This is a genomic window from Sphingosinicella flava (assembly GCF_016025255.1).
Classification (GTDB): Bacteria; Pseudomonadota; Alphaproteobacteria; order Sphingomonadales; family Sphingomonadaceae; genus Allosphingosinicella; species Allosphingosinicella flava.
This window is the reverse complement of sequence record NZ_CP065592.1, coordinates 1,535,285-1,557,730: the sequence shown is the minus strand read 5'-3', so window position 1 is coordinate 1,557,730 and position 22,446 is coordinate 1,535,285. Positions and strand designations below refer to the sequence as shown.

19 protein-coding genes are annotated in these 22,446 nt (G+C 62.4%); 10 read left to right on the top strand and 9 right to left on the bottom strand.

Annotated features, from left to right (window positions below; all coding sequences use genetic code 11):
• The first annotated feature begins 25 nt into the window (after window positions 1–25).
• From IC614_RS08040 to IC614_RS08020, 5 genes are all read left to right on the top strand, one after another.
• Entirely contained in the window at window positions 26–1,606 is a 1,581-nt protein-coding gene (locus IC614_RS08040; protein ID WP_200970834.1) for a lysine--tRNA ligase, read from the top strand.
• 424 nt (window positions 1,607–2,030) lie between these two features.
• On the top strand, window positions 2,031–4,445 hold the full coding sequence (locus IC614_RS08035) for a glycosyl hydrolase family 18 protein (RefSeq protein WP_226372768.1): 2,415 nt from the start codon (window positions 2,031–2,033) through the stop codon (window positions 4,443–4,445).
• A 331-nt stretch (window positions 4,446–4,776) separates the two neighbouring features.
• Window positions 4,777–6,285, top strand: coding sequence for an aldehyde dehydrogenase family protein (locus tag IC614_RS08030; protein ID WP_318962242.1), 1,509 nt, complete (start codon window positions 4,777–4,779; stop codon window positions 6,283–6,285).
• Window positions 6,286–6,396: 111 nt separating this feature from the next.
• Window positions 6,397–7,122, top strand: coding sequence for a hypothetical protein (locus IC614_RS08025; RefSeq protein WP_200970832.1), 726 nt, complete (start codon window positions 6,397–6,399; stop codon window positions 7,120–7,122).
• Between the two features lie 17 nt (window positions 7,123–7,139).
• Complete coding sequence (locus IC614_RS08020) at window positions 7,140–8,585, top strand: hypothetical protein (protein WP_200970831.1); 1,446 nt, start codon at window positions 7,140–7,142, stop codon at window positions 8,583–8,585.
• Window positions 8,586–8,601: 16 nt separating this feature from the next.
• Here IC614_RS08020 and IC614_RS08015 read toward each other — a convergent pair whose 3' ends face one another.
• From IC614_RS08015 to IC614_RS08000, 4 genes are all read right to left on the bottom strand, one after another.
• Entirely contained in the window at window positions 8,602–8,943 is a 342-nt protein-coding gene (locus IC614_RS08015) for a DUF1905 domain-containing protein (protein WP_226372605.1), read from the bottom strand.
• The gene (locus tag IC614_RS08010) at window positions 8,921–9,172 is read right to left on the bottom strand and encodes a hypothetical protein (RefSeq protein WP_200970830.1); all 252 of its coding nucleotides are present in this window, start codon (window positions 9,170–9,172) and stop codon (window positions 8,921–8,923) included. The genes IC614_RS08015 and IC614_RS08010 overlap by 23 nt, the downstream gene beginning before the upstream one ends.
• A 60-nt stretch (window positions 9,173–9,232) precedes the next feature.
• Window positions 9,233–10,294: a hypothetical protein gene (locus tag IC614_RS08005; protein WP_200970829.1), complete on the bottom strand. Its 1,062-nt coding sequence runs from the start codon at window positions 10,292–10,294 to the stop codon at window positions 9,233–9,235.
• A gap of 508 nt (window positions 10,295–10,802) precedes the next feature.
• A complete protein-coding gene (locus tag IC614_RS08000; protein ID WP_200970828.1) occupies window positions 10,803–11,315 on the bottom strand; it encodes an MgtC/SapB family protein in 513 nt (170 codons plus the stop codon).
• A 497-nt stretch (window positions 11,316–11,812) separates the two neighbouring features.
• Between IC614_RS08000 and IC614_RS07995 the strand changes: the two genes are divergently transcribed.
• Entirely contained in the window at window positions 11,813–12,715 is a 903-nt protein-coding gene (locus IC614_RS07995) for a peptidylprolyl isomerase (protein ID WP_226372604.1), read from the top strand.
• Between the two features lie 136 nt (window positions 12,716–12,851).
• On the opposite strand, the gene IC614_RS07990 is transcribed toward IC614_RS07995, so the two are convergent.
• Both IC614_RS07990 and IC614_RS07985 read right to left on the bottom strand, forming a co-directional pair.
• Window positions 12,852–13,121 carry a hypothetical protein gene (locus IC614_RS07990; RefSeq protein WP_200970827.1) on the bottom strand — a complete coding sequence of 90 codons (270 nt, stop codon included), beginning with the start codon at window positions 13,119–13,121 and terminating at the stop codon, window positions 12,852–12,854.
• A gap of 241 nt (window positions 13,122–13,362) precedes the next feature.
• Window positions 13,363–13,944 carry a hypothetical protein gene (locus IC614_RS07985; RefSeq protein WP_200970826.1) on the bottom strand — a complete coding sequence of 194 codons (582 nt, stop codon included), beginning with the start codon at window positions 13,942–13,944 and terminating at the stop codon, window positions 13,363–13,365.
• 527 nt (window positions 13,945–14,471) lie between these two features.
• On the opposite strand from IC614_RS07985, the gene IC614_RS07980 reads away from it, so the two are divergent.
• On the top strand, window positions 14,472–14,999 hold the full coding sequence (locus tag IC614_RS07980; protein ID WP_200970825.1) for a hypothetical protein: 528 nt from the start codon (window positions 14,472–14,474) through the stop codon (window positions 14,997–14,999).
• An 83-nt stretch (window positions 15,000–15,082) separates the two neighbouring features.
• Here IC614_RS07980 and IC614_RS07975 read toward each other — a convergent pair whose 3' ends face one another.
• Together IC614_RS07975 and IC614_RS07970 are read right to left on the bottom strand one after the other, a co-directional pair.
• On the bottom strand, window positions 15,083–16,438 hold the full coding sequence (locus IC614_RS07975) for a chymotrypsin family serine protease (RefSeq protein WP_200970824.1): 1,356 nt from the start codon (window positions 16,436–16,438) through the stop codon (window positions 15,083–15,085).
• Window positions 16,439–16,503: 65 nt separating this feature from the next.
• Window positions 16,504–16,758, bottom strand: a complete 255-nt coding sequence (locus tag IC614_RS07970; protein WP_200970823.1) for a hypothetical protein — start codon at window positions 16,756–16,758, stop codon at window positions 16,504–16,506.
• Between the two features lie 984 nt (window positions 16,759–17,742).
• On the opposite strand from IC614_RS07970, the gene acnA reads away from it, so the two are divergent.
• From acnA to IC614_RS07955, 3 genes are read left to right on the top strand one after another with little or no spacing between them, the layout of a single operon-like run.
• On the top strand, window positions 17,743–20,433 hold the full coding sequence (gene acnA / locus IC614_RS07965) for an aconitate hydratase AcnA (protein ID WP_200970822.1): 2,691 nt from the start codon (window positions 17,743–17,745) through the stop codon (window positions 20,431–20,433).
• Window positions 20,434–20,438: 5 nt separating this feature from the next.
• On the top strand, window positions 20,439–20,702 hold the full coding sequence (locus tag IC614_RS07960) for a CBU_0592 family membrane protein (RefSeq protein ID WP_200970821.1): 264 nt from the start codon (window positions 20,439–20,441) through the stop codon (window positions 20,700–20,702).
• Window positions 20,657–21,322, top strand: coding sequence for a cyclase family protein (locus tag IC614_RS07955; protein WP_200970820.1), 666 nt, complete (start codon window positions 20,657–20,659; stop codon window positions 21,320–21,322). Before IC614_RS07960 ends, IC614_RS07955 begins: the two co-directional genes overlap by 46 nt.
• On the opposite strand, the gene ygfZ is transcribed toward IC614_RS07955, so the two are convergent.
• A complete protein-coding gene (gene ygfZ, locus IC614_RS07950; RefSeq protein ID WP_200970819.1) occupies window positions 21,315–22,025 on the bottom strand; it encodes a CAF17-like 4Fe-4S cluster assembly/insertion protein YgfZ in 711 nt (236 codons plus the stop codon). The genes IC614_RS07955 and ygfZ overlap by 8 nt on opposite strands.
• Window positions 22,026–22,446: the final 421 nt, after the last annotated feature.

The window sequence follows — 22,446 nt, the reverse complement described above, 5'->3', positions numbered from 1 at the left end:
GGACAGCCGGAACGAAAGGGCAACAGTGACGATTCCGCAAGAGATCCGCGAAGCCGCAAAGGTTTCAAAGGCTTGGCCTTATGAAGAGGCGCGGAAGCTCTTGAAACGCTATCCGGACGGTCCGGGCGAAAAGGGCATCGTCTTCGAAACCGGCTACGGCCCATCGGGCCTGCCGCACCTCGGCACGTTCCAGGAGGTCGCCCGCACCCTGATGGTGCGCCATGCCCTCCACGAAATCGTCGATTGGCCGACCCGCCTCATCGCTTTCTCCGACGACATGGACGGCATGCGCAAGGTGCCGCCCGGCGTGCCGCATCAGGATATGATGCACGACCATCTCGATCAGCCTTTGTCCCGCGTGCCCGACCCGTTTGGCTGCGGCCACGCAAGCTATGCCGATCACAACAACAATCTCTTGAAGGCTTTTCTCGACCGCTTCGGCTTCGACTATGAATTCAGGGCCTCGTCGGACTGCTACGGCTCAGGCGCCTTCGACGATGCGCTGCGCCAGGTGTTGCGCCAATATGACGCAATCATGGGCGTCATGCTCCCGACTTTGCGCGAAGAGCGCCGCCAGACCTATTCGCCGGTCCTCCCGATCAGCCAGGTCAATGGCAAGGTGTTGCAGGTTCCGGTCGAGGTCGTGGACGCCGAAACCGGCCTCATCCGCTACACCGATCCCGCGACCGGCGAAGCGGTCGAACAGTCGATCCTGAAGGGCGGCGCGAAGCTGCAGTGGAAGGTCGACTGGGCGATGCGCTGGTATGCGCTCGGCGTCGATTATGAAATGGCGGGCAAGGATTTGATCGACAGCGTTACCCAAAGCTCGAAGATCGTCCGTATCCTTGGGAGCCGCCCGCCCGAAGGCTTCAATTACGAGCTCTTCCTCGACGAAAATGGCGAAAAGATTTCGAAGACCAAGGGCAACGGCGTCACCATCGACCAGTGGCTGACCTATGCGCCGCCGGAAAGCCTCAGCTTCTACCTCTATCGCGAACCGAAGCGGGCGAAGCAGCTCAGCTTCGGCATCATTCCACGGGCGGTGGACGAATATCAGCAATTCCTCGCCGCCTATCCGGCGCAGGAAGCGGACAAGAAGCTCGGCAATCCCGTCCACCACGTTCATGCGGGCAATCCGCCGGCGGCGCGGATGCCGCTCACCTTCGCGCTTCTCCTCAATCTGGTCGGCGTCGCGTCGAGCGACGACAAGGATCTGCTCTGGGCCTTCGTCAGGCGCTACGCGCCCGACGCCTCGCCGGAAACCCATCCCGAACTCGATGCCCTGATCGGCTATGCGGGCGCCTATTTCCGCGATTTCGTGAAGGACAGCCTCCATCGCCGCGCGCCCGATGAAAAGGAGGCCGCCGCGCTCCGCGACCTCGACGCCCAGCTCGGCGGAATGGCGGAGGATACCGACGCCGACACGATCCAGAACATGGTCTTCGAAGTCGGCAAGGCCCACAGTTTCGAAAACCTGCGCGATTGGTTCAAGGCGCTCTACGAAACCTTGCTCGGCACCAGCCAGGGGCCGCGCATGGGCAGTTTCATCGCCCTTTACGGCGTCGGGAACAGCCGCAAACTGATCGCCGAGGCGCTGGCCCGCTAAGGCGTCTGCCATCGCTCGGTCCGATTCGGATCGAATTCGATGCCGCCGCCGCGCCCGCGCCGCGCAATCCGGCCGATCTGCCATCACAAATGGACTCGCCGTCACGTTCGTCTACGAAATCTTAGGCCTTCGTCTACTAGGCGTGGATTGCTCTCCGGGCTGGAGCAATGACGCATCCAGGTTTTACGAGAGCGGAATTTGTGGGGCAAATGGTGGCTTTACGTAAAAACCTTGACGCGGTGTCGTTGCTCACCGCGTTTGGCGGCGAAGATGACAGCTCCTGGGGAGGGAGCGCCGAAGCCGGGACCACGACCCCGCCTTCACCCATCTTCGCCGCCCCATCCTTTTCTGTCGGGAAATTGGGCCGGACTGAGCTCGGTGCCGGTTTGCCCGCATGTGGCGTGATTAAGGGGGTATCGGCGTGATGGTACGAAATCTGACTTTGGGTTTGACGGCTTTGATGCTGGTCTCTTGCGGCGGCGATAAGGGTTCGTCGCCACCGCCACCGCCACCGCCCACTGTTGCCGTCGCCATTACCCCGGCAACGGCAAATGTCCTCACAAACGGCACCGCCCAATTCCAGTGCACTGTGACAGGCAGCACGAATACTGCTTGTAATTGGTCCGCCACCGGCGGCACGGTCAGCGCTGCCGGTCTCTACACCGCGCCCGCGAATGGCGGAACCTACACGGTTACCGCTGCCGCCGCCGCAGATGCGACGAAAACGGCCACCGCGACCGTCACGGTGGCCGCGCCAGTTTCTGTTACAATCAATCCTGTTACGGCCAATGTGGAAACTGGAACGACCAGGCAATTCACTTGCACGGTCGCCGGCAGCGCCAACCCCAATTGCAACTGGTCGACGAGCGGCGGCACAATCAGCGCGACGGGGCTCTACACCGCGCCGTCGACTCCTGGAACCTACACGGTCACGGCCGCTGCGGCTGCCGATACAACAAAGACGGCTACAGCGGCAGTGACGGTAATCCAGGGAGTTTCAGTCGCGATTACGCCTGCGACGGTCAACTTGGATGCGGATAGAACTCAGCAATTCCAGTGCACCGTCACCGGCAGCCCGAACACGGCCTGCACATGGTCTGTGCAGGAAGGCGCTATTGGCGGTACTGTTTCCACTTCGGGTTATTACAATCCGCCGACCCCGACGGAAACGGGTGGCACCTATCATGTCGTTGCCACCTCGGTTGCCGATCCGACCAAGACGGCCGTCGCGACGGTCAATGTCGGGCCTCGCCCAACATTGTCGATCTCTGCGACTGGGCAACCTGATGGCGTCTGGATTCGTCTCCAGCCTTCCGCCACGCAGCAGTTCACCTGTACGTTGAGGGGCGTCAGCAACGCCACCTGCAGCCTTTCGGTGCCCGCAGGGCAGGGGACGATTACGCCTTCAGGCGGCACCACGGGCTTGTACACGGCTCCGGCCACGCCCGGCCAATATTCGGTCATTGCAACCGCGAGCCACGATCCGAGCTTCCGTGCCATCGCAACGGTGATCGTGGATCCGGCGGCGCCGCGTCAGCCTTGGGTCAACGGCTATTATGCTGGTTATTTCTGGGACCAGATGTACCAGCCGCAGGAAGTCGACATGACCGCGATGACGCATATCGTCCTGGCGCGCGTCGCTCCTGGAGGGGGCTCCATTCCTGAGCCAGGCAAGGGTCCGGGCGATATCGTCCTGGCCGGGGGCACCTTCCATGATTCGACCAATCCTGGTTCGCCGCAGGCCGGCGTTTCCGTGGAGGATTGGCTGATCGCTCGAGCTCATGCGGCCGGAACGAAGGCAATTCTAATGTTCGGTGGTGATGGCCTGGACGGCATTGGCTTTAATCTCAGCTCGGCCGACAATTTGCGCCCGCGGTTCGTCAAGAACATCGTCGATTATCTTGTCCTGCATCGATATGATGGCATCGACGTCGATTGGGAAAACCGGCTGGCGGACGGTTGCAGCGCGCAAGATTGCGGAACCGCCATCCCCGGTACCGAATCTGTCCGGCGCCTAAAGGCCCTTATTCATGAAATCCGCGCGGAGGCGAATGCTCGTCCTTTCTATCAGGGCACGCCGATCCTCATCACGTTCTCGGCTTACACTGTCAAAAAGGGCCAGCAGCCCGACCAATATCAGGTCGACGTGGCCAACATGGTCGATCAGTATAACATGATGAGTTACGGCGTCGGCTCGACTTGGGTCGGTGGTGGCTGGGGGTCATGGCTCAACAGCCCCATCTTCGGCGCTTATTGGCGCACCGACCCAGGCAATACGCCTAAGACGAATGATGCTCCCGTTGATCTCAACAGCAGTATCGTCGCCTATGAATTGGCTGGCGTTGTCAATGCGCGCCAAAAGATAGGCATAGGCATGGGTTTTTACGGCACAGCTTATGGCTTGGGTTTGGTCGATGGCAATGGAAACCCTGGACGTACGCCGCGCCTCAACACCGAAAATGTGCAATATTATAACCCCCCTGAGCAGGGGTTTGAATATAATATGATGAAGGAATTGGGTTACATCGATAACGGCCAGATGGTCTTCGATGAAGAAGCTCAAGCGATCTACCGCACCTATCCTGCCGCTGAATTCCCCCAAGGCTATATTCCGCCGCCTTCAACGGGGATCCACCATAATCGCAGGGGCATAGCTTATGTCACTTACGAGAACGGCCGGTCCATCCAAGCGAAAGGCAATTGGGTACGTGGCGGAGGTGCTGGCGGTGTGATCATTTGGATGATCAACTACGGTGATACCGGCAACAGCAACACGCTGATGGCGGACGTGAAATGCAGCTTCCTGCAGCGCGCCTGCCCGGGTCCGATGACGCCATGATTTTGTGAATTTCGGAGCCTCGCTCCGATACAAGTCACCCCACTGGACCGTTCCTTCTCCGGAAGGAACGGTCCTTTTTTTTATCCCGATGCGGCGTGATGCGATTGGGGAGGAGCGCTTCCCTTGGACTCCGCTCCTCCCGTTCAGTCACCCCACTGAACCGTTCCGATCGCTCGGGCATCCATCATTCTCATTCTCTAAGAATTTGTAAAGCCTTGGCATTCCTGTCCCGCCGTGACGGTGGCGAGGCGGTGCCCCCAAGGTCATTGACTGGCTCGCGGCGCGGGACGATAGCGCCAGGCAAGCGCTCGCCGCCAAAGAGGACAAGTCCATGAACGACATGACCAGCATCGCCGCCCAGCCCGCTTATTCCGAAGGCGCCGCGCGGCTGCTGCAGCGGGCGCCCGCTTTGTTCGTGAACGGCGAATGGGTCGCCTCCTCCCACGACAAGACCCTGGCCGTCGTCGATCCCTCGACGGGCAAGGAAATCGCCCGCATCGCCGATGCTTCGGACGCCGATGTCGACCGCGCCGTCGCCGCCGCCCGCGCCGCCTTCGACGACGGCCGCTGGACCGGCCTTCCGCCTTATGCCCGCGCGCGCCTGATCGAAAGGCTCGCGGACCTCCTCGAAGCGCATAATGACGAATTGGCCGAGCTCGAATCGATCGACAACGGCAAGCCCATGGCGCTCTCCGGCGGCTACGATCTCCCCCGCTGCGTCGCGACCCTGCGCTACATGGCGGGCTGGGCGACCAAGCTCGCGGGCCAGACGATCGAGCCCGCCATGCACCCGACCGGCACCTTCCACTCCTATGTCCGCCGCGAGCCGGTCGGCGTCTGCGCGCAGATCGTGCCGTGGAACTACCCCCTCATGATGGCGGTGCAGAAGATCGCCGTCGCCCTCGCCGCGGGCTGCACCATCGTGCTGAAGCCCGCCGAACAGACCTCGCTTACCGCCCTCCGCCTCGGCGATCTCGTCGCGCAAAGCGGCATTCCGGCGGGCGTCCTCAACATCGTCACCGGGCTTGGCGAAACGGCGGGCGACCGCCTCGTCCGCCATCCGCAAGTCGACAAGATCGCCTTCACCGGCTCGACGGAGGTTGGCAAGATCATCAACCGCGCCGCCACCGACACGCTGAAGCGCGTCACCCTGGAGCTTGGCGGCAAGTCCCCGGTCATCGTCCTCCCCGACGTCGACATCGCGTCGACCGCCGCCGGCGCCGCCCGCTCGATCTTCGCCAATGCGGGCCAGGTCTGCATCGCGGGCTCGCGCCTCTACGCCCATCGCGACGTGTTCGACCGCCTGCTCGAAGCCGTCGCCGACAATGCCAGGGACTGGAAGGTCGGCCCCAGCCTCGCCCCCGATACAAGGATGGGCCCGCTCGTCTCCCAGGAACAGCATGAGCGCGTCCTCTCCTATATCGACGCGGGCAGGAAGGCGGGCGCCTCCGTCCTCACCGGCGGCGAAGCGCTCGGTGGAGACGGCTATTTCGTCAGCCCCACTGTGCTGGTCGACGTGAAGCCCGACATGACCGTGGTGAAGGAGGAAATCTTCGGCCCCGTCCTCGTCGCCCAGCGCTTCGACGATCTCGACGAGGTCGCCAGGGCCGCGAACGACACGCCCTACGGCCTCGCCGCCAGCGTCTGGACGCGCGACATCTCCGCGATGCATCGCCTCACCGCGAAGATCAAAGCCGGGATGGTGTGGGGCAATTGCCCGTCCGGCGCCGACATCGCCTTGCCCTTCGGCGGCTACAAGCAATCGGGCTTCGGCCGCGAAAATGGCAGTCAGGGCATCGAGGCTTATCTGGAAACCAAGACCGTCTCGATCCTGCTCTGACCCATTCGTCGCCCGGATTTTCCCCTTTCGTCGAAAGGGGATGGCCCTGCGCGCGGCGATTTCTAAAGCTTCCTCCGATACCGGCCTATTCCGGCCGGCAAGGAGCTTGTCGTGCGCAACGCGTTTTTCTCCCCGGCGGTCGCCGCCGCCCTCCTGCTTTCCGCGCCCTCGGCCGCGCAGGATACCAGCCGTCTCGATAGCCAGGCGAAAGCCTATGGCGATCTCGCGGACCGGGTTGTCGACCATTGGGCCGGGCGCGAACCGGAAGGGGAGCCGTCCATCGACCTTCCCGAGCTTCGGGTCAGCGAGCAATATGCCAATTCGGTGAGCGAGGCGGAGCGCGCGTTGATGCAGCGCCGCCTGGAGGCCATCACCGCCTTCCTCCTCGCCCAGCCCTCGCTGCAGAATTCGGACATCCAAGTCACGCCGCGCTGGATGTCGCTCTACCGGCTTAACATGAACGACGGCGCCTATCTCACGATGGGCGTGACTTACGAATTTCAGCTTGCCGGGGACATCGCGACGGTGAGCGTCACGACCAGCCCGGTGAAGGGGATGCCGGGCGAATGGCGCACGGTCGGCCGGACGGCGGGCGGATGCCGCCGGGAACAGAAGGCGAAGGGCTCCGGCACAGGGGGCGAGGTCTACCGCATCGGCACGGTCGGCGGTGCGAAAGGAACGGCGATCAAGGCCGTCGAGATCGAAGGCGGCGGCGGTCTCAACATCAATCCGCGCCTTGATGTGGACAGCCAGGCGGAATCGATCGTCGGCCGCGTCGTCGCGGCGGTCCAGACGCTGGACTGCAACAAGTTGCTCGCCTTGGCGAACGGCCAATGAAGCGGGACAGGCGCCGGATGCTGAAGGCGGTCCTCGCCGCCGGGTTGTGCGCGGCGGCCCTGCCGGGCGCCACCATCGCGCAGGATGTCCCCGATGTGCCGAAGGATGCCGACATCCTCCGCCTGGACGAAAAAACGCTGGTCGACATGGCGGCGGCGCGGGAAAAGGTGACGGTGGCGCTCGACCGCCATTGGCGGGCGAAGGGCGCCGCCGGCAGACCCCGGCTTTTCCAGCCTTCGGCCATCCCGCTTCATCCCCGCATCGGCGGCACGTTCAGCGATGCCGAACGGCGGCTGATGCTCTACCGGACGCAGACCCTGCTGTCTTACGTCGCGGCGCTGCCGTCCTTCGCCGATCCCGCCATCCAGCTCCAGGCCGAACCCGAAATGTACCGGGTGGAAGGGGAGGATGTCGTCCTCAACGTCAAGGTGACGGCCTCGCGCGGCAAGGAGGTCGGCGTAATGCACCTCCGCCTCAACCCGAGCGACGTGCGGTCCGGCAGGCCGCTGCGCAACGCGGGCGTCTCGCCCGGCGGATGCCGGCGCGAACAGGCGCCCGACGGCGCCTTTGCGGGCGACGAGAGCCTCGCCATCGGCACCCGCAAGGCGGGCACGGGCCTGGCCGTGCGCGGTCTCGTGCTCGACATCAACAATGGCAATTGGGCCGCTCTCGCGGACAAGAAGAGCATCGAAGCCGCGGCCGAAAGCCTCAACGGCCGCCTGCTCGCCGCCGCTTACGGCGCCGATTGCAACAGGCTGATGGCACTCGCCAACGCCCGCGCCGTCCCGGCCGGGGCCGAACTCGTCGCCAAGGCCGATGACGCGAAGCTCGCCCGCGCCGCCGCCCTTCGTCAGGATATCGCCGCCAAGGCGATCGCCGGATGGGCGCAGGGCAGCCGTCAGGGCCGCCCCGTCCTGGACGTGCCCGATGAGATTCCGTTCGACAATCAGGTGAAGTCCATCGCCCCGGCGGCGGTGAAGGACGGCCTGTATCGCGCCGCGGTCCGCATCCTCACCCACCTCGCCGGCCTGCCGCCGCTGGCGAGCGGCGAGATTTCGCTGCGCGCCGTTCCCACGGTCGTCACGCGGGACGGCGTGCACATGTTCAGGATGGACATATGGGCGGCGAAGGGCGGCGAGGAAGGCTATTTCAGCATCAACCTCAACGCTACCTCGAATGGCGAGCCGGAAAAGATCGCCGGCAACACCGCCGGCGGCTGCCGCCGGGAACAGATTACCGAAGGCGACGATGCGGGCGAAGAATTGCTGATCGTCGGCGACACGCGCAGCCGGGGCGGCCCGCTGGTGCGCAACGTCTTCTTCTACACCCATCCCGACGCCTGGCCCGCTTTCTCGCGCCACGCCTCCCCCGGGGCGCTGGCGAAAAGCCTCGACGGGCGCATCGTCGCGGCGCTCTATTCGGTGGATTGCAACGGGCTGCTCGCCATCGCCAACGGCCGTTAGGCGCCGGCGGCCGGGGTCAGACCCGCAATTCCGCGACCACTGCGCTGCCGGCGGCGACCACCTCCCGCCGCCGGACATCGGCCTTGACGGGCAGCAGGAAGCCGCCGCTTTCCTTGTGCGGGAACAGGGACGTCCGCCAGGTCGTGCCGCCGATCGTCGCGGCCACCTTGATCGCGCCGAAGCGGTTGGCGCGGCCCAGCGCGGCATAACGGATTTCCGCCGCGACCGGCCCGTCGACGGTCAGGAAATGCCAGCCGCCGCCCTGCGCCTCGGCCGCCTGCCAGAGCCACAGGGTACCGGTGACCGTAAAGCTCTCCACTTCCATCGCCGGGGCGTCAGTCCTTTTCGCAGCGTCCATAATCCGGCTCGCGCTTTTCCTTGCGCGCGCGCCGGTCCTCCTTGCCGATACATTCCTCATGGAGGCGGATTTCCCGCCCGCGCTTCTCGTCGGCTTCCGACTGGCTGGTGGTCAGCACGTCCACCGTCTTCGACGCCGCTTTGACGGGCAGGGTGACGACATCCACCGCCGTCTTGGCGATGCAGCCGGTGAGGGCGAGGGGAGAAATGATCAGGAAAATGGGGCGCATGAATAACTCCAGGCGCACCTTCTTACCTTTTCTCCGCCATTTTGAATATCGCAAATCCGCTCACTTGGGTGTGAGCGGCGCAATGACATCGTCTTCCTCCTCCGCCTTCATCTGCTCGCGCATTTGCTTCAATTTTTCCAATTGGCCCTGGTCCACAGCTTCATTCACCTCCGCATCGGTCGGCTCGGGCGCAAGCGGCGATTTTACGGCCTTTCCGTTGACCGCTTCATTGAAGCCGGCTTCCAATTCTCCCGTCGGCGTCACGACCTGCCCGGGGAAGGTGTTTTTGCCGTTCAAAGGCGGCAGTTGCGCCCGCGTGTCTCGAATGCGCTTGCCTTCCGCGACCAGCCTTTCGCCTTCCACCGTCAGCTGCCCGTCCACGATGATGCTGCCCTTGGCGGGAAAGGCGCTCACACCTGCATGGTTGGGCTTTTCGGACGCAAGCTGGACAAGTTCCATCGCGTCCGCTTCCTCGGCTGCCGTCATTCTTTTCACCGGCACCAACGGGGCGAGAAGATCTTCGTTCGCTTCCTTCTCATATTGGCTGCCAACCTGCGCCATCTGACGGCCGAAATCGGTCAGGCTGCCATCTTCGTTGAAGGCTTTCCCCTCTGGCACCTTCGCGCCGCGCCATTTGTACGTATTCAGGCCAAGCTGGACGAGGCGTGCTTCTTCCTTGCGATCGGCTTCGGCTTTCGCCGCCGTTTTGGCAGGCTTGATGTCCTTCACCATGGCGCCGGGTTTCTTCTTGGCCGTTCGTGTGCCCGCCATGCCGCTGCCGCCCGTGCCGCCGCCAGTTCCCATCGCAGCCGCCAGCGCGTCGTTCATCGACGATTGCCCGAGCGTGCCCAATCCGCCGCCGCCCTGCAGCGCGGTCAGCGCCGCGCCGTTCGCCGCCATCTTGGCGAGCAGGCCGTTGACCGCGCCCGAATTGCCGGCTGCCAGCGCCTCTGTATATTGCTGCATCAACTGCTCGTTTTCCGCCATCAGCTGCTGGGCCTGCGCCATCATATCGTTGGTCGTGACCTGCGCTTCGGCGCTGTCCTCCGCTGCTGCCCCTCCCTCACCCGCGTCGGCTGCATTTCCGGCCTGTTCCGCGCTTTCGGCTTCTTCCTCTTCCATGCCGGCGCTTCCGCCTTCGCGCCGCACCGTGCCCGGGACACAGTCTTCTTTACCTTCTATACGTCTCAAACAGGCGTCAAAATTTTCGCTGGCTTCCTCTCGGTTCCGATCGCTTTCCTCCGCGGCATTCCGGCCTATTTGACCTGCGGTCATGGGTGGGGTCTGCGCCTGGGCCGCCAGGGCGGTCACGGACAGGCCAGTCAACAAAGCGAGGCGAAGCGAAAGCGAAAGGGTCATGGACGGTCCTCCTTTGCGGCAGGATCACGCCAAAGCCTTGGAAAGGCAATCTTCCGCCGACGAAGCGGCCCGGTTTGATCGACGAGAGGAAAGGCATTCCCCCGCAGAAATCAAACCCTCTCCTCTTCCCCTCCCGCCGTCATGCTGGACTTGATCCAGCATCCATGAACACGGACCTCTCCGGATAAGCAGTGCCCTTCGAACCCCCGATCAAGCCTAGGGTAAGCGGCGGGCGGGTGGCCGGCCATGGCGCATGGCCGCCGGCAACGGTCTAGGAGTGGCCGCCCACCGTCGCATCCATGTCCTTTGCCTCCTCCGGATGCGCTTCGGGATCCCATTCCTCGGTGAACGGCCCCGACACGATCAGCAGGATCAGGATGATCGCCGTCATCGTCGCGGCCAGCAAGAGTTCTCCGAAGCCGCAGATGAGGCCGATCGCGCCCGCCGCCCAGATGGCGGAGGCGGAGCCCGCGCCCTGGACGAAGCCGCCGCGCCGGAACATCGCGCCCGCGCCCAGGAAGCCGATGCCGGTGATGACGCCTTCGAACACCCGCGACGGATCGATCGACGCCTGGGGATCGGCGGTTCCGGCCATTATCTCAAGCGCGCCGATGGCAAGGCCGCAGGCGCCGACCGCGATGATCACGAACGGGCGGAAATCGATCGGCTTGCGCCGCAGGAAGCGCTCCAGGCCGATCAGGAAGGGCAGCAGGGTCGCCGCGCCCATGCGCAGGGCGAATTCGCTGAGGGTGAGCGATTGGAGGGCGAAGGAATTCTCTGTCATCGGCGTGTAACGCAGGAAATGCGGCGCTCGTTGCGTGGCTGAACCGTTTCAGCGCCCCCACATTTTGGGGGCGATCCTATATCCAAAGATATAGAATTTTTAACCAGCGGATGAATGCCTCCGCCTGCCGCGCCGCGCTAGAAAGATGAAGGATGCGAAGGTTCGTGGGGTCCAGTCGCATCCACCTTGGTCCCGCCGTGTAGCTCCCTTCGCGGCGGGACCATCCGGGTGACGCCCGGACGAAGGATATGTGCCGTGCTGTCGTGGGGGCAGGTGCGGCTTGCCGTTTTCGTCCTCCTTGAAAACGGTGAAGGCCCGGCCAATGACGGATCGGCCGGGCCTTCAGAACCGGAAAACCGGCTCGTGGGGCCTTCCCTTTGTCATATTTGCCCGCCCGGATCAACGGGGGTGCGCCATTCGTCCCAAATCGTGTCAGACTTGATTTAATCCGCCGCCGCGCCACCATGCCGCCTCGGCACGGCAACAGGAGGGACGGCATGCGCATGGTTTGGATTCTGGCGAGTTTCGCCACGGCCGCGAGCGCGGCCATGTCGCAGGACGCCGCGAAGCCGCTTCAGACTCCGGCCGAGGTGGTCGCCGCCGCGCCCGCGTCCGAATGGCGGGCGATCGATCCGCAAGACCTGCTCGTCATCGATTTTTCCGGCGGCGGCCGCACCGTGATCCAGCTCGCCCCCGCCTTCGCGCCGGTCCACGTCGCCAACATCAAGGCGCTGGCCCGCGCCGGCTATTGGGCGACGGGCGCCGCCATCTACCGCGTGCAGGACAATTACGTCACCCAATGGGGCCTCAATGAAACGGAGCGCGCCTTGCCGCCCGGCGTCGTGAAGCTCCCGCCGCACGAATATTGGCTGGATCGGCAGCCGGGCGGGGCCGCGCCGCTCGCCCTCAAAGGCGCCGATGCCTACACGCCCGCCGCCGGGTTCCTCGGCAATTGGCCCGTGGCCTATGATGCCAAGGCCCTCTCCATCCCCCATTGCTACGGATATGTCGGCGTCGCCCGCGATCTCGCGCCCGACACCGGCACCGGCGGGGAGCTGTACGCCGTGATCGGCCACGCCCCGCGCCAGCTTGATCGCAACATCGCCATCGTCGGCCGCGTGGTGGCGGGGATGGAGCATCTCTCCGCCCGCCCGCGCGGGCAGGGCGCGCTCGGCATTTACGAGAATCGCGCGTCGGACATTCCGATCGCGTCCGTCCGCCTCGCCGCCGACCTGCCCGCCGCCGATCGTCCGGCCTTCGAAATGCTGGATCAGGCGAGCCCGTCCTTCGCCCGCTATCTCCACCTCCGCGCCAACCGCAAGGACGCTTTTTACGAACGGCCCGCGGGCGGCGTCGACATCTGCAACGCGCCCATCCCGGTCAGGAAAAAGGCGCCCTGAAAACAGGACGCCTTCTTCCTACGCTTACTTCACGCAGGTACAGGGGGCTCTCTTTTAAGCCCCTGAAGGGGTGCGCCGGCTGCTCGCTCTCAGGGCGGGCGGGGGAAAAGGAGGGCCGGCGCCCGAACGCGTCGCCTCAGGCCGCGAAGGCGTGCGCCGCGGAGCCGTAGATCGGCCGGCGGCACGTCCGCACCGTCTGTCCGCCCGCGATCATCGGCGCGTTTTCCAGCGGCAGGGCCGTCGCGCAGAACGCGCATTCGGCCATCGCCCGGCCGATATACCAATGGGTGCGCCCGCAACCGGGGCAATAATTGGTGTCATGCTCGCGATAGACGATATGATAGCCGCGCTCGCCAGCCTTGGGGACGATGCAGCCGCCGCGCGCTTCCAGAATGTTCGTCGCCATTACAAAGGCTCCTTTTCACTCGAACTTGGCATCATAACGAGCGACCGGGGCCGCCGGTTGCATTGCATTGACATGAACGAAGCCGCGATTAAGGTGCCTCCCCCTTCGGCAAAACGGCCCGGAATGGCGGAAATCCGCGCCGGATGAACGGTTTTTCCGGCACGACGAAGCGTTTGCCCTAGGACAAAAAAAGTCCTCCACCCCCTCTTAAAGCGCGAAATTGTTGCAACCGTGCAATAGTTTACTGGCCCGCCGTCCCGCTGTCTGCCCCCGCATCGCCATCGCGCCCGCCCTCCGCCGCCTCCCGCGCCGCCGCCCGCCTTTTCTTCAGCACGGCGAGCTTGGCGAGGATTGCCTCGGTCAATTCTTCCGGGGAGGCCTTGAGCCCCTTCCTCACCTCCGCCTCGATCTTCGGCCGCAACCGCGCCGCGACCTCCTTTTCATCCGCCGCCCGCGCCGTCCGGCCATATTTGTTCGGGTTCGCGCCCTGGAGGAGCAGGCGGAGCATGCTGTCCGAAGGCTTGCGCACAGTCGACACCACTTCGCCGCTCCGCACCGTCACCACTTCGGCGCCCTCGACGGCCCGCTTCCACGCGACCGCCTCCAGCTCGGTCGACGCCATGGCGAGCGCCGTCTCCCATTTCTCCTCGAACCCCGCGATCCGCGTCCGCGCGCGATAGGCGGCGGTCGAGCTCACCCCCGCCACCCGGCACGCGTCGCGCACGCATCCGGTCTTGCCCAGCGCCTCCAGAAACCGCCGCTGCCGCTCCGGCGTGAACCCGTCATGCCGCACCCGCGGCCCATCCTTCTTGCTTGCCATCATGCCACCTCCTGAAAGAGGAGATAACCTATATGGCACGCTGTAGGAAAGCTATTTTACCACATGTCGACCCTTAAAGCCCTTCCTCTCGATGAGAGCGCCGGGCGATCAGCGCCCCGCGCTGTTCAGGCCATGCTGGGAGCATAGCCGACCCGGCGCTGGTTGGGTGGGGGTGAGGCTTCCGGAAAGGCGGCGCTCTATGTCGTAGATCACCCCCACCCGGCCTCCCCCATCAAGGCGGAGCGGAGTCAGTCGCCGCCGCCCCCGACATAGATCACCCACCTACCCACCCGTCATTCCAGCGAAAGCTGGAATCCAAATGATGTGGGGCCGTGGTGGAAAAGCCGGTCGAGATTCCAGCTTCCGCTGGAATGACGGGAAGGGGGAATATGGGGCCCAACTTACTAGAGCAAAGCACGGTCGCGCTCCGCCAGCTTGGCACAAGGTTGCACTGCAAAGTCGAACAACCAACTGGATGATATATTGAGGAAACCTCAAATCGAGGCCATGCATGTTATGAAGGGAAGTATATGACCAAATGGCTTCTCATAACCTTGTCCATCGGAATGGCATGTGCCGGCTGTGACAGCAGAGGCGATGGCGCTAAGTCCCAATCAGCCCCGCCTCAAGGCTGGAAGAAAGTCGCAGCTCTTCCTGGAAGTGGCCGTTTGCCCGCAGTAACCGCCGCTCTTCCATCCGGAATGTCCGAAACAGATGAAAGCGGCATCGAGAATCCGCTGAAGTCTTTCAAGGGAGCTGGCCTGTTCGTCAGGTTCGACTATGGAGTGCTGGCTCATCCGGGTTGTAAAACATCGTCCTGCCAAATTTATTCTGTGAAGATCGGCGGACGTGATGCTCAAGCCTCCTTATCGATCCAACCTGCGAATGAGGATGGTTTCACCACAGTTCACGATTACTTCGTGCCCATCGTTCAGGATTTACATAATTCCAGCACATCCATGGCCGGCTCTGGCCTGCATATTACCGTGAGATGCGCCGAAAAACCCCGCTGCGCGGACGCAGATCAAATCGTTCAGACGATAAGATTCGGTCAGTAAGGCGTAACCGCCCGATCATGTAAAATTTCTGAAACCCGCGCGCAGCTGAAAGCTAAAGGGAGTCGGACTTTTTGGCCTCACCTTCAATAACCGCCTGGGTAAACTGTTCCTGACGGATATATAAAGAGTTGAGCAGGCGCGAAGTCATCGATCCGATCCGCTGGCATGTATGTCATCGTGCAGAAGTTGGCGGGATCGCGTTTACATTCCACAGTTGCATTTGGGTGGTTGAGATCCAGGCCTCCGCTTACTAGGCCAAGCGCCCAAATTGTGCTGTTGGCATCAGGCGTGGTAAATACTGGTCCACCACTATCGCCAGCCCCCACCAGATACCATTGGGGGCTATAGTAGGTCTCTATGAAGCCGGTAACGTTGGCATCCGAGTAATAGTCATTGAGGATGACGCTGCACGTAAGGCCCGTCATCACACCATATTTGCAGATGCTGAGTCCTTCCCCCTGGGCGGACTGCGGTTTCACGCCTGCAAGCTTGAGGTACCCTCCACTGAAGTTGCTGACTGTATTGACAAGACCGGCTTGGTAGGCGCCGGTCCGAACACCTACCAGTGCATATTCCCGCTCATACGGTTCGACATTGTTCTTGGTCCATACCCAACCACCCGATGCGGCGACCCCCTGCATGTTGAGATGTCCAACATCGAGCGCTGAGTCCGATCCGCCACTCCGATAGCCCTCTACAGGTAATGTCAGGTGGCGGTTGCTCGTATAGGTCTGCTGTTGGGCATAGGGGTCTGTCAGGCAGTGCCCTGCGGTAATTGCAATCGTATCGCCATAACTGTCACGGCCGGTAAAACCGATAGAGCAAATTCCCTTTACCACTCCCGATTTCGACCGATAAAGTTCCCAACCCCCATAGGTTTGATCGGAGGCTAGCACTCCTGTCGGTCGCGTGTACGCCTTTTGTTTATGCGAACCGCCCTTAGAAAAGCGCAGGTTCCGTTGCGCCTGATCCGGCAGGGATGCCCTCGCTTTAGCAGCGTCAGAAGGGTTCGCTAACCCGACGTCGAGACCATCACCGTCGAGGTCGTAACTGACCGAAAAGCTGATTCCTTGTCTACGAAGCGCCGTTGCAGCTTCGTTGACGAGGGCGTTGCGCTCCGGTCGGTTTAAAGCAACTCTCTTGATCTTTACTACCGAGCGCAGAGAGGGATTGACAAGACTAAGGATGTCAGGGGGGGCAATGTCTTTGGAGACGTAAACCTTCACTTCATAGTTCGGCACGTGGGAAACCGCCAAGCCCGAAAAGCTTTCTGGAAAAGCTTCCGCTATGCGGGTTATGGCGTCCCAGACAGCTGACTCGAGCGCGGCTCGCCTATTGGCTTCTTGTATATCAAGGCCGAACGCATCCTTCAGCGTAGTAGCCCGCACTTGCATCGGATCGACCTTTGCTGTTGTTGTTTCAGAAGGTGATGGAGGCATGTCTTGACCTTGAGCCGATCCCGCTATGCAACATACGCCTGCCAGAAGCGCCTTTACTGAGCATTTCACTGAACGCCTCCACCTACATTTTTGACAAACCGCCTAATCATCACGCCTTCTTCTCCACAAATTTCTGGCGTAATTTGGTCCGATACTGCGCGCACCTCATCAATTTTCACTATCTGACCGACGGCAGTCACCGCCTCACCTTCGCCAACGGTCTGCTGCCCTAATCGAATAGAAACCTTTCCGGGTGACAAGTTGATATTGGGCGTTCCGTAAAGAATGAACGGGCGAAAGACGCCGTCGCTACCCCGCAACCCTAGGCAGCCTCGCCTCAAGGTCATAGTGCCATCGATAGTGGTGGCTGCAACTTTGATACCTGCACTGGGAGAAAGTCTCGTATAGGGATAATTGGATTCCGCACTGGAGCAAGCGCCGAGTGTCTGTGATAACGCAGCAAGCGCTAGAGTGCGTCGCTTAAACAATCTAACACCTCATCGAATTGCATATCTAAACAAGACACTGAGCCAAGTGTTCCAAATATATTATATATACCGATGAATTTGATAGTCTGCTGTAAATATGCAGAAATATAATCTTAGATCTATCTTGAACCGCATCAATTATGCGTGACTTGCTTAATGAAAAAAAGATCTTGAGGACATCGCATTTGAAATGGCCGGACAGTTGCGATTTGGCCTGCTTCGTTTGAATTTTGGAGGGAGCCCGCAACGCGAAGGCGTTGCCCAAGAGCGTATCTTTCCAAGCGACCGGCAGTTGATCGAGACCAAACATACTGACCGTCAAAGACCGTATCCGGCGCCCAGACCGTCAACAGCGGCGCTGGGGCGCCTTCTGCAAAGAAAAGAAGGCAGCCGTTTTCATAACGCAGCCTTCCTAATCTCTCGATCTGAATGATACCGTCTGCAGGCGCCGTGGGGAGTGCGATCGACCGTCGCTCATTTGCCGGATTAGGCGGAGTTGCCGTTGAGCATGCGCCCAATAAGGTAAAGTATATGAGGGCGTGTAGTGAGAGCCTCATCATGCTTATCTCCAGCCCCACAGGAAGTATAACTTCAATAAGGCAGACGACGTTCCTTATAGGTTGGAAAATATTGCTCCAGAATGGTTCATCGCCTCCGCTCGCCGTTGCGCGTTTGACATCCACGTTTCCACTTCTCGGGCATGTGGAAGAGCCTGCTCTTTCCCCATCGCCCCACGCTTGCTAAGGCGCCCCCAAATTCCAACAGGACTCCGCGTCTCAACCCGGCGCGAAGTACCACTTCGCGACGAGGATCATCATGACTCAGGTCGGCAACAACAGCTTGAACACCCGTTCCACCCTCGATGTCGGCGGCAAGTCCTACGCTTATTATTCGCTGAAGAAGGCGGGTGAGGCGCTGGGCGATGTGTCGCGGCTCCCCTTCTCCATGAAGGTGCTGCTCGAAAACCTGCTCCGCTTCGAAGACGGCAAGACCGTCACCCGCGACGACATTCAGGCGATCGTCGATTGGCAGCAGGATAAGGGCGCGAACCCGCGCGAGATCCAGTATCGCCCGGCCCGCGTGCTGATGCAGGATTTTACCGGCGTTCCGGCCGTGGTCGATCTTGCCGCCATGCGCGACGCGATGAAATCGCTCGGCGGCAATCCGGAAAAGATCAATCCGCAGGTGCCCGTCCACCTCGTCATCGATCACTCGGTAATGGTCGACGAATTCGGCACGCCCAAGGCGTTCGAGCGCAACGTGGAGCTCGAATATCAGCGCAACATGGAACGCTATGAGTTCCTGAAATGGGGCAGCCAGGCCTTCGACAATTTCAAGGTCGTGCCGCCGGGCACCGGCATCTGCCACCAGGTGAACCTGGAGCATATCGCGCGCACAATCTGGTCTTCGAAGGATGCGAGCGGCGAGGAAGTGGCCTATCCCGACACGCTCGTCGGCACGGATAGCCACACGACGATGGTGAACGGCCTTGGCGTGCTCGGCTGGGGCGTCGGCGGGATCGAGGCGGAGGCCGCGATGCTCGGCCAGCCGGTCTCCATGCTGATCCCGGAAGTCGTCGGCTTCCACCTGACCGGCGCCTTGAAGGAAGGCATCACCGCCACCGATCTCGTCCTCACCGTCACGCAGATGCTGCGCAAGAAGGGCGTCGTCGGCCGCTTCGTCGAATTTTACGGCCCGGGCGTGTCGGCGCTTTCGCTCGCCGACCGCGCGACCATCGCCAACATGGCGCCGGAATATGGCGCGACCTGCGGCTTCTTCGGCATCGACGATAAGACGCTCGACTATCTCCGCCTCACCGGCCGGTCCGCCGATCAGGTCGCCCTGGTCGAGGCTTATGCCCGCGAGCAGGGCCTCTGGCTGGAGGCCGGGGCCGCGGACCCGATCTTCACCGACACGCTCGCCCTCGACATGGGCAGCGTGGAGCCCTCGCTCGCCGGGCCGAAGCGCCCGCAGGACAAGGTCTTGCTCTCGAAGCTCGACGAGGAATTCCGCGTCAATCTCGAAAAGGAATATGGACAGCCCGCCGCCGAGCTGGCCGACGTCTATCCGGTCGAGGGCACGGACCACGGCATCCGCCACGGCGACGTGGTGATCGCGGCCATCACGTCGTGCACCAACACCTCCAACCCTTCCGTCCTCGTCGCCGCGGGCCTTGTCGCGCGCAAGGCGCGGGAGAAGGGCCTCACCTCCAAGCCGTGGGTCAAGACCTCGCTCGCGCCCGGCTCCCAGGTCGTCACCGATTATCTGGAGGCGAGCGGGCTGCAGGACGATCTCGACGCCATCGGCTTCGATCTCGTCGGCTATGGCTGCACCACCTGCATCGGCAATTCGGGTCCGCTGCCCGAACCGATCTCCAAGGCGATCCACGCGAGCGACGTGGTCGCGGCGTCGGTGTTGTCGGGCAACCGCAATTTCGAGGGCCGCGTGTCGCCGGACGTGCGCGCCAACTATCTCGCCTCGCCGCCGCTCGTCGTCGCCTACGCGCTGAAGGGCACGGTGACGGACGACATGGTCACCTCGCCGATCGGCCAGGGCTCGGACGGCCAGGACGTGTACCTCAAGGACATCTGGCCGACCAACGAGGAGGTCCGCTCGCTCATCGATCGCTATGTGAATTCGGACATGTTCTCGACCCGCTATGCGGATGTGTACAATGGCGACGTTCAGTGGCGCGCTATCCCGGTGACGGGTGGCGATACCTATGCATGGTCGCCAACGTCCACCTACATCCAGAACCCGCCTTATTTCGAAGGCATGACGATGACGCCCAAGGGGGTGGAGGATATCGTCGGCGCCCGTCCGCTCGCCATCTTCGGCGACTCCATCACCACCGATCACATCAGCCCCGCGGGCGCGATCAAGGCGGACAGCCCGGCCGGAAAATTCCTTGCAGATCATGAGGTTATCCGCGCCGACTTCAACAGCTACGGCGCCCGCCGCGGCAACCACGAAGTCATGATGCGCGGCACCTTCGCCAACATCCGCATCAAGAACCAGATGACCCCCGGCATCGAGGGCGGCGTCACCCGCTACGTCCCCACCGGCGAAGTCCTCCCCATCTACGACGCCGCCATGCGCTACAAGGCGGAGGGCACCCCGCTGGTCATCCTGGCGGGCAAAGAGTACGGCACCGGCTCCTCCCGCGATTGGGCGGCGAAGGGCACCAATCTCCTCGGCGTCCGCGCCGTCATCGCCGAAACCTACGAGCGCATCCACCGCTCCAATCTCGTCGGCATGGGCGTCCTTCCGCTCCAGTTCCTCGGCGGCGAGAACCGCGAGAGCCTCGGCCTCACTGGCGACGAAACCTTCACCGTCACCGCCGTCGCCGGCCTCCAGCCGCGCCAGGACGTCGACGTTCAGGTCACCCGCGCCGACGGCTCGGCCTTCACCTTCAAGGCGCGCTGCCGGATCGATACGGTGAACGAGCTTGAATATTATCGCGGCGGCGGCATCCTCCACTACGTGCTCCGGAACCTCGCGACCTGAGCGGGGTGGAAATCCTTGTCGAAGCGGCGGGATGGGCAGGCGCTCTGCTCATTCTCGCCGCCTATTTCCTGCTGTCCATCGGCAGGGTCATGGCCCGATCTGCCCTCTATCAGTCCTTGAACGTGATCGGCGCTGCTGGTTTCATCGTCAACGGCTGGTACCACGGCGCATTGCCCTCGGCGGTGCTCAACGTGGTCTGGATGGCGATTGGATTGGGGACTTTATGGCGCATGAAGACGGCGGGAGGCTCATCGACCTCAGCCATGTGATCGAAGCGGGCATGACGACTTACAAGGGGCTGCCCGGCCCGCATATTTGCGACTTTTGGGATCGCGAGGCGTCGCGTGCCTTTTACGACGACGGATCGACCTTCCAAATGGGCCGGATCGACATGGTGGCGAATACCGGCACCTATCTCGACGCCCCGTTCCATCGCTTCGCCGACGGCGCCGATCTCGCCGCGATCGCACTGGAGCAGATGTCCGCCCTCGATGGCATCGTCGTGCGATCCCAGAGCCTCGCCGTGGATGAAACGGCATTCGAAGGCCTCGACGTGCGCGGCAAGGCTGTGCTCGTCCACACCGGCTGGGACCGCCACTGGCGCACCGATGCCTATTTCGAAAATCACCCCTTTCTGACCGAAGGTGCGGCGCGCCTGCTGATGGATCGCGGCGCGAAGCTGGTCGGCATCGATAGTCACAATATCGACGACACGCGCATAAAGGCACGGCCGGTGCACACCATCCTGCTCGGCGCGGGCATTCTCATCTGTGAGCATATGACCAATTTGGGTGCGCTTCCGGACAGCGGCTTCCAACTGACCGCCGTACCGCCGAAAATCGTTGGCATGGGCACCTTCCCGGTCCGCGCCTTCGCGCAGCTCAGCTGAGGGCCGCTTTCAGCCAATCCGGCAGAATGGCGTTGCCAAGGTCGTCGACGCGGCGGTGCTCTACCGCCAGGCCTAGGTCGGGATAATGAGCGCGCGTCCGCTCTCCGGCCGCACCGGCTGGCACCACCACCAGCCGCCGATTGACCTTGGACCGGTAGTTCATTCGCGCCGTATTCTCCTGGCCGACATAACAGCCCTTGGTGAAGCTGACGCCGTTCAGCTCGGCCGCGTTGCATTCCAGCCAAAGCGTCTTGTCCTGCCCCAGTTCCGCCGCGCCTTCGGTGACGCCGAGCGACAGGCGATGGGCGAGCCAGCCTTCCGCCGCTTCGCCCGGCGGCGCGATCCAGCGATGCCCGAGTTCCGGCAGGCGGGGGTCGGCCGCGCCGTCGCCGGTCAGCGACCAATGGACGGCAAGCGCGTCGTCCCGCGCGATCGCGATGGGACGGCGCAGGCGGTAAAGGGTGAGGCGCTTCACCAGCGCATCGGCTTGATCCGCTTCGCAATCGATCAGCACGTCTTCATCCTCGGCCCAAAGAATGAAGTCGAACAACGCCTTGCCCTGCGGCGTCAGCAACCCCGCCCACAGCGGCGTATCTTCAGTAAGCAAGCTCACGTCATTGGTGACGAGGCCCTGCAGGAAGCCGCGCACATCCTCGCCGGTCAGGCGGATGACGGCGCGGTCGATGAGGGTGGTTGGGGGCATGACGGTGAGTTAGGAACGGGCGGGCATTTTGAACAGAGAAGAATTGGTTGCTCCCGCATCTGACTTTAACTGAAGAGAGAGCCTCTCCTCCAAACCGTCATTCCAGGGAAAGCTGGAATCTTGCGGCTTCCCGAACAACACGAGAGAGATTCCAGCTTTCGCTGGAATGATGCAGCTGATGGAAATCGGGCGAAACTATTTTCCTACAGCCTAGCCGCCATGTTACTGTCCGGCCTTGCTCTTTCTTTCCGTGAACCTCTCCAAACCTCGGCAACATCCAAACAGGGCTGGAAACTGACAAAACTGACAGGAATCGCGTGTCAGCTGATCCATCTCGTCAGCTTTGAGGGATCAGGAAATGAGCGCTTCATGATCTTGGACAGTCGGGAAGGCAGACGGTGCGAACCCGGAACTATCGCTT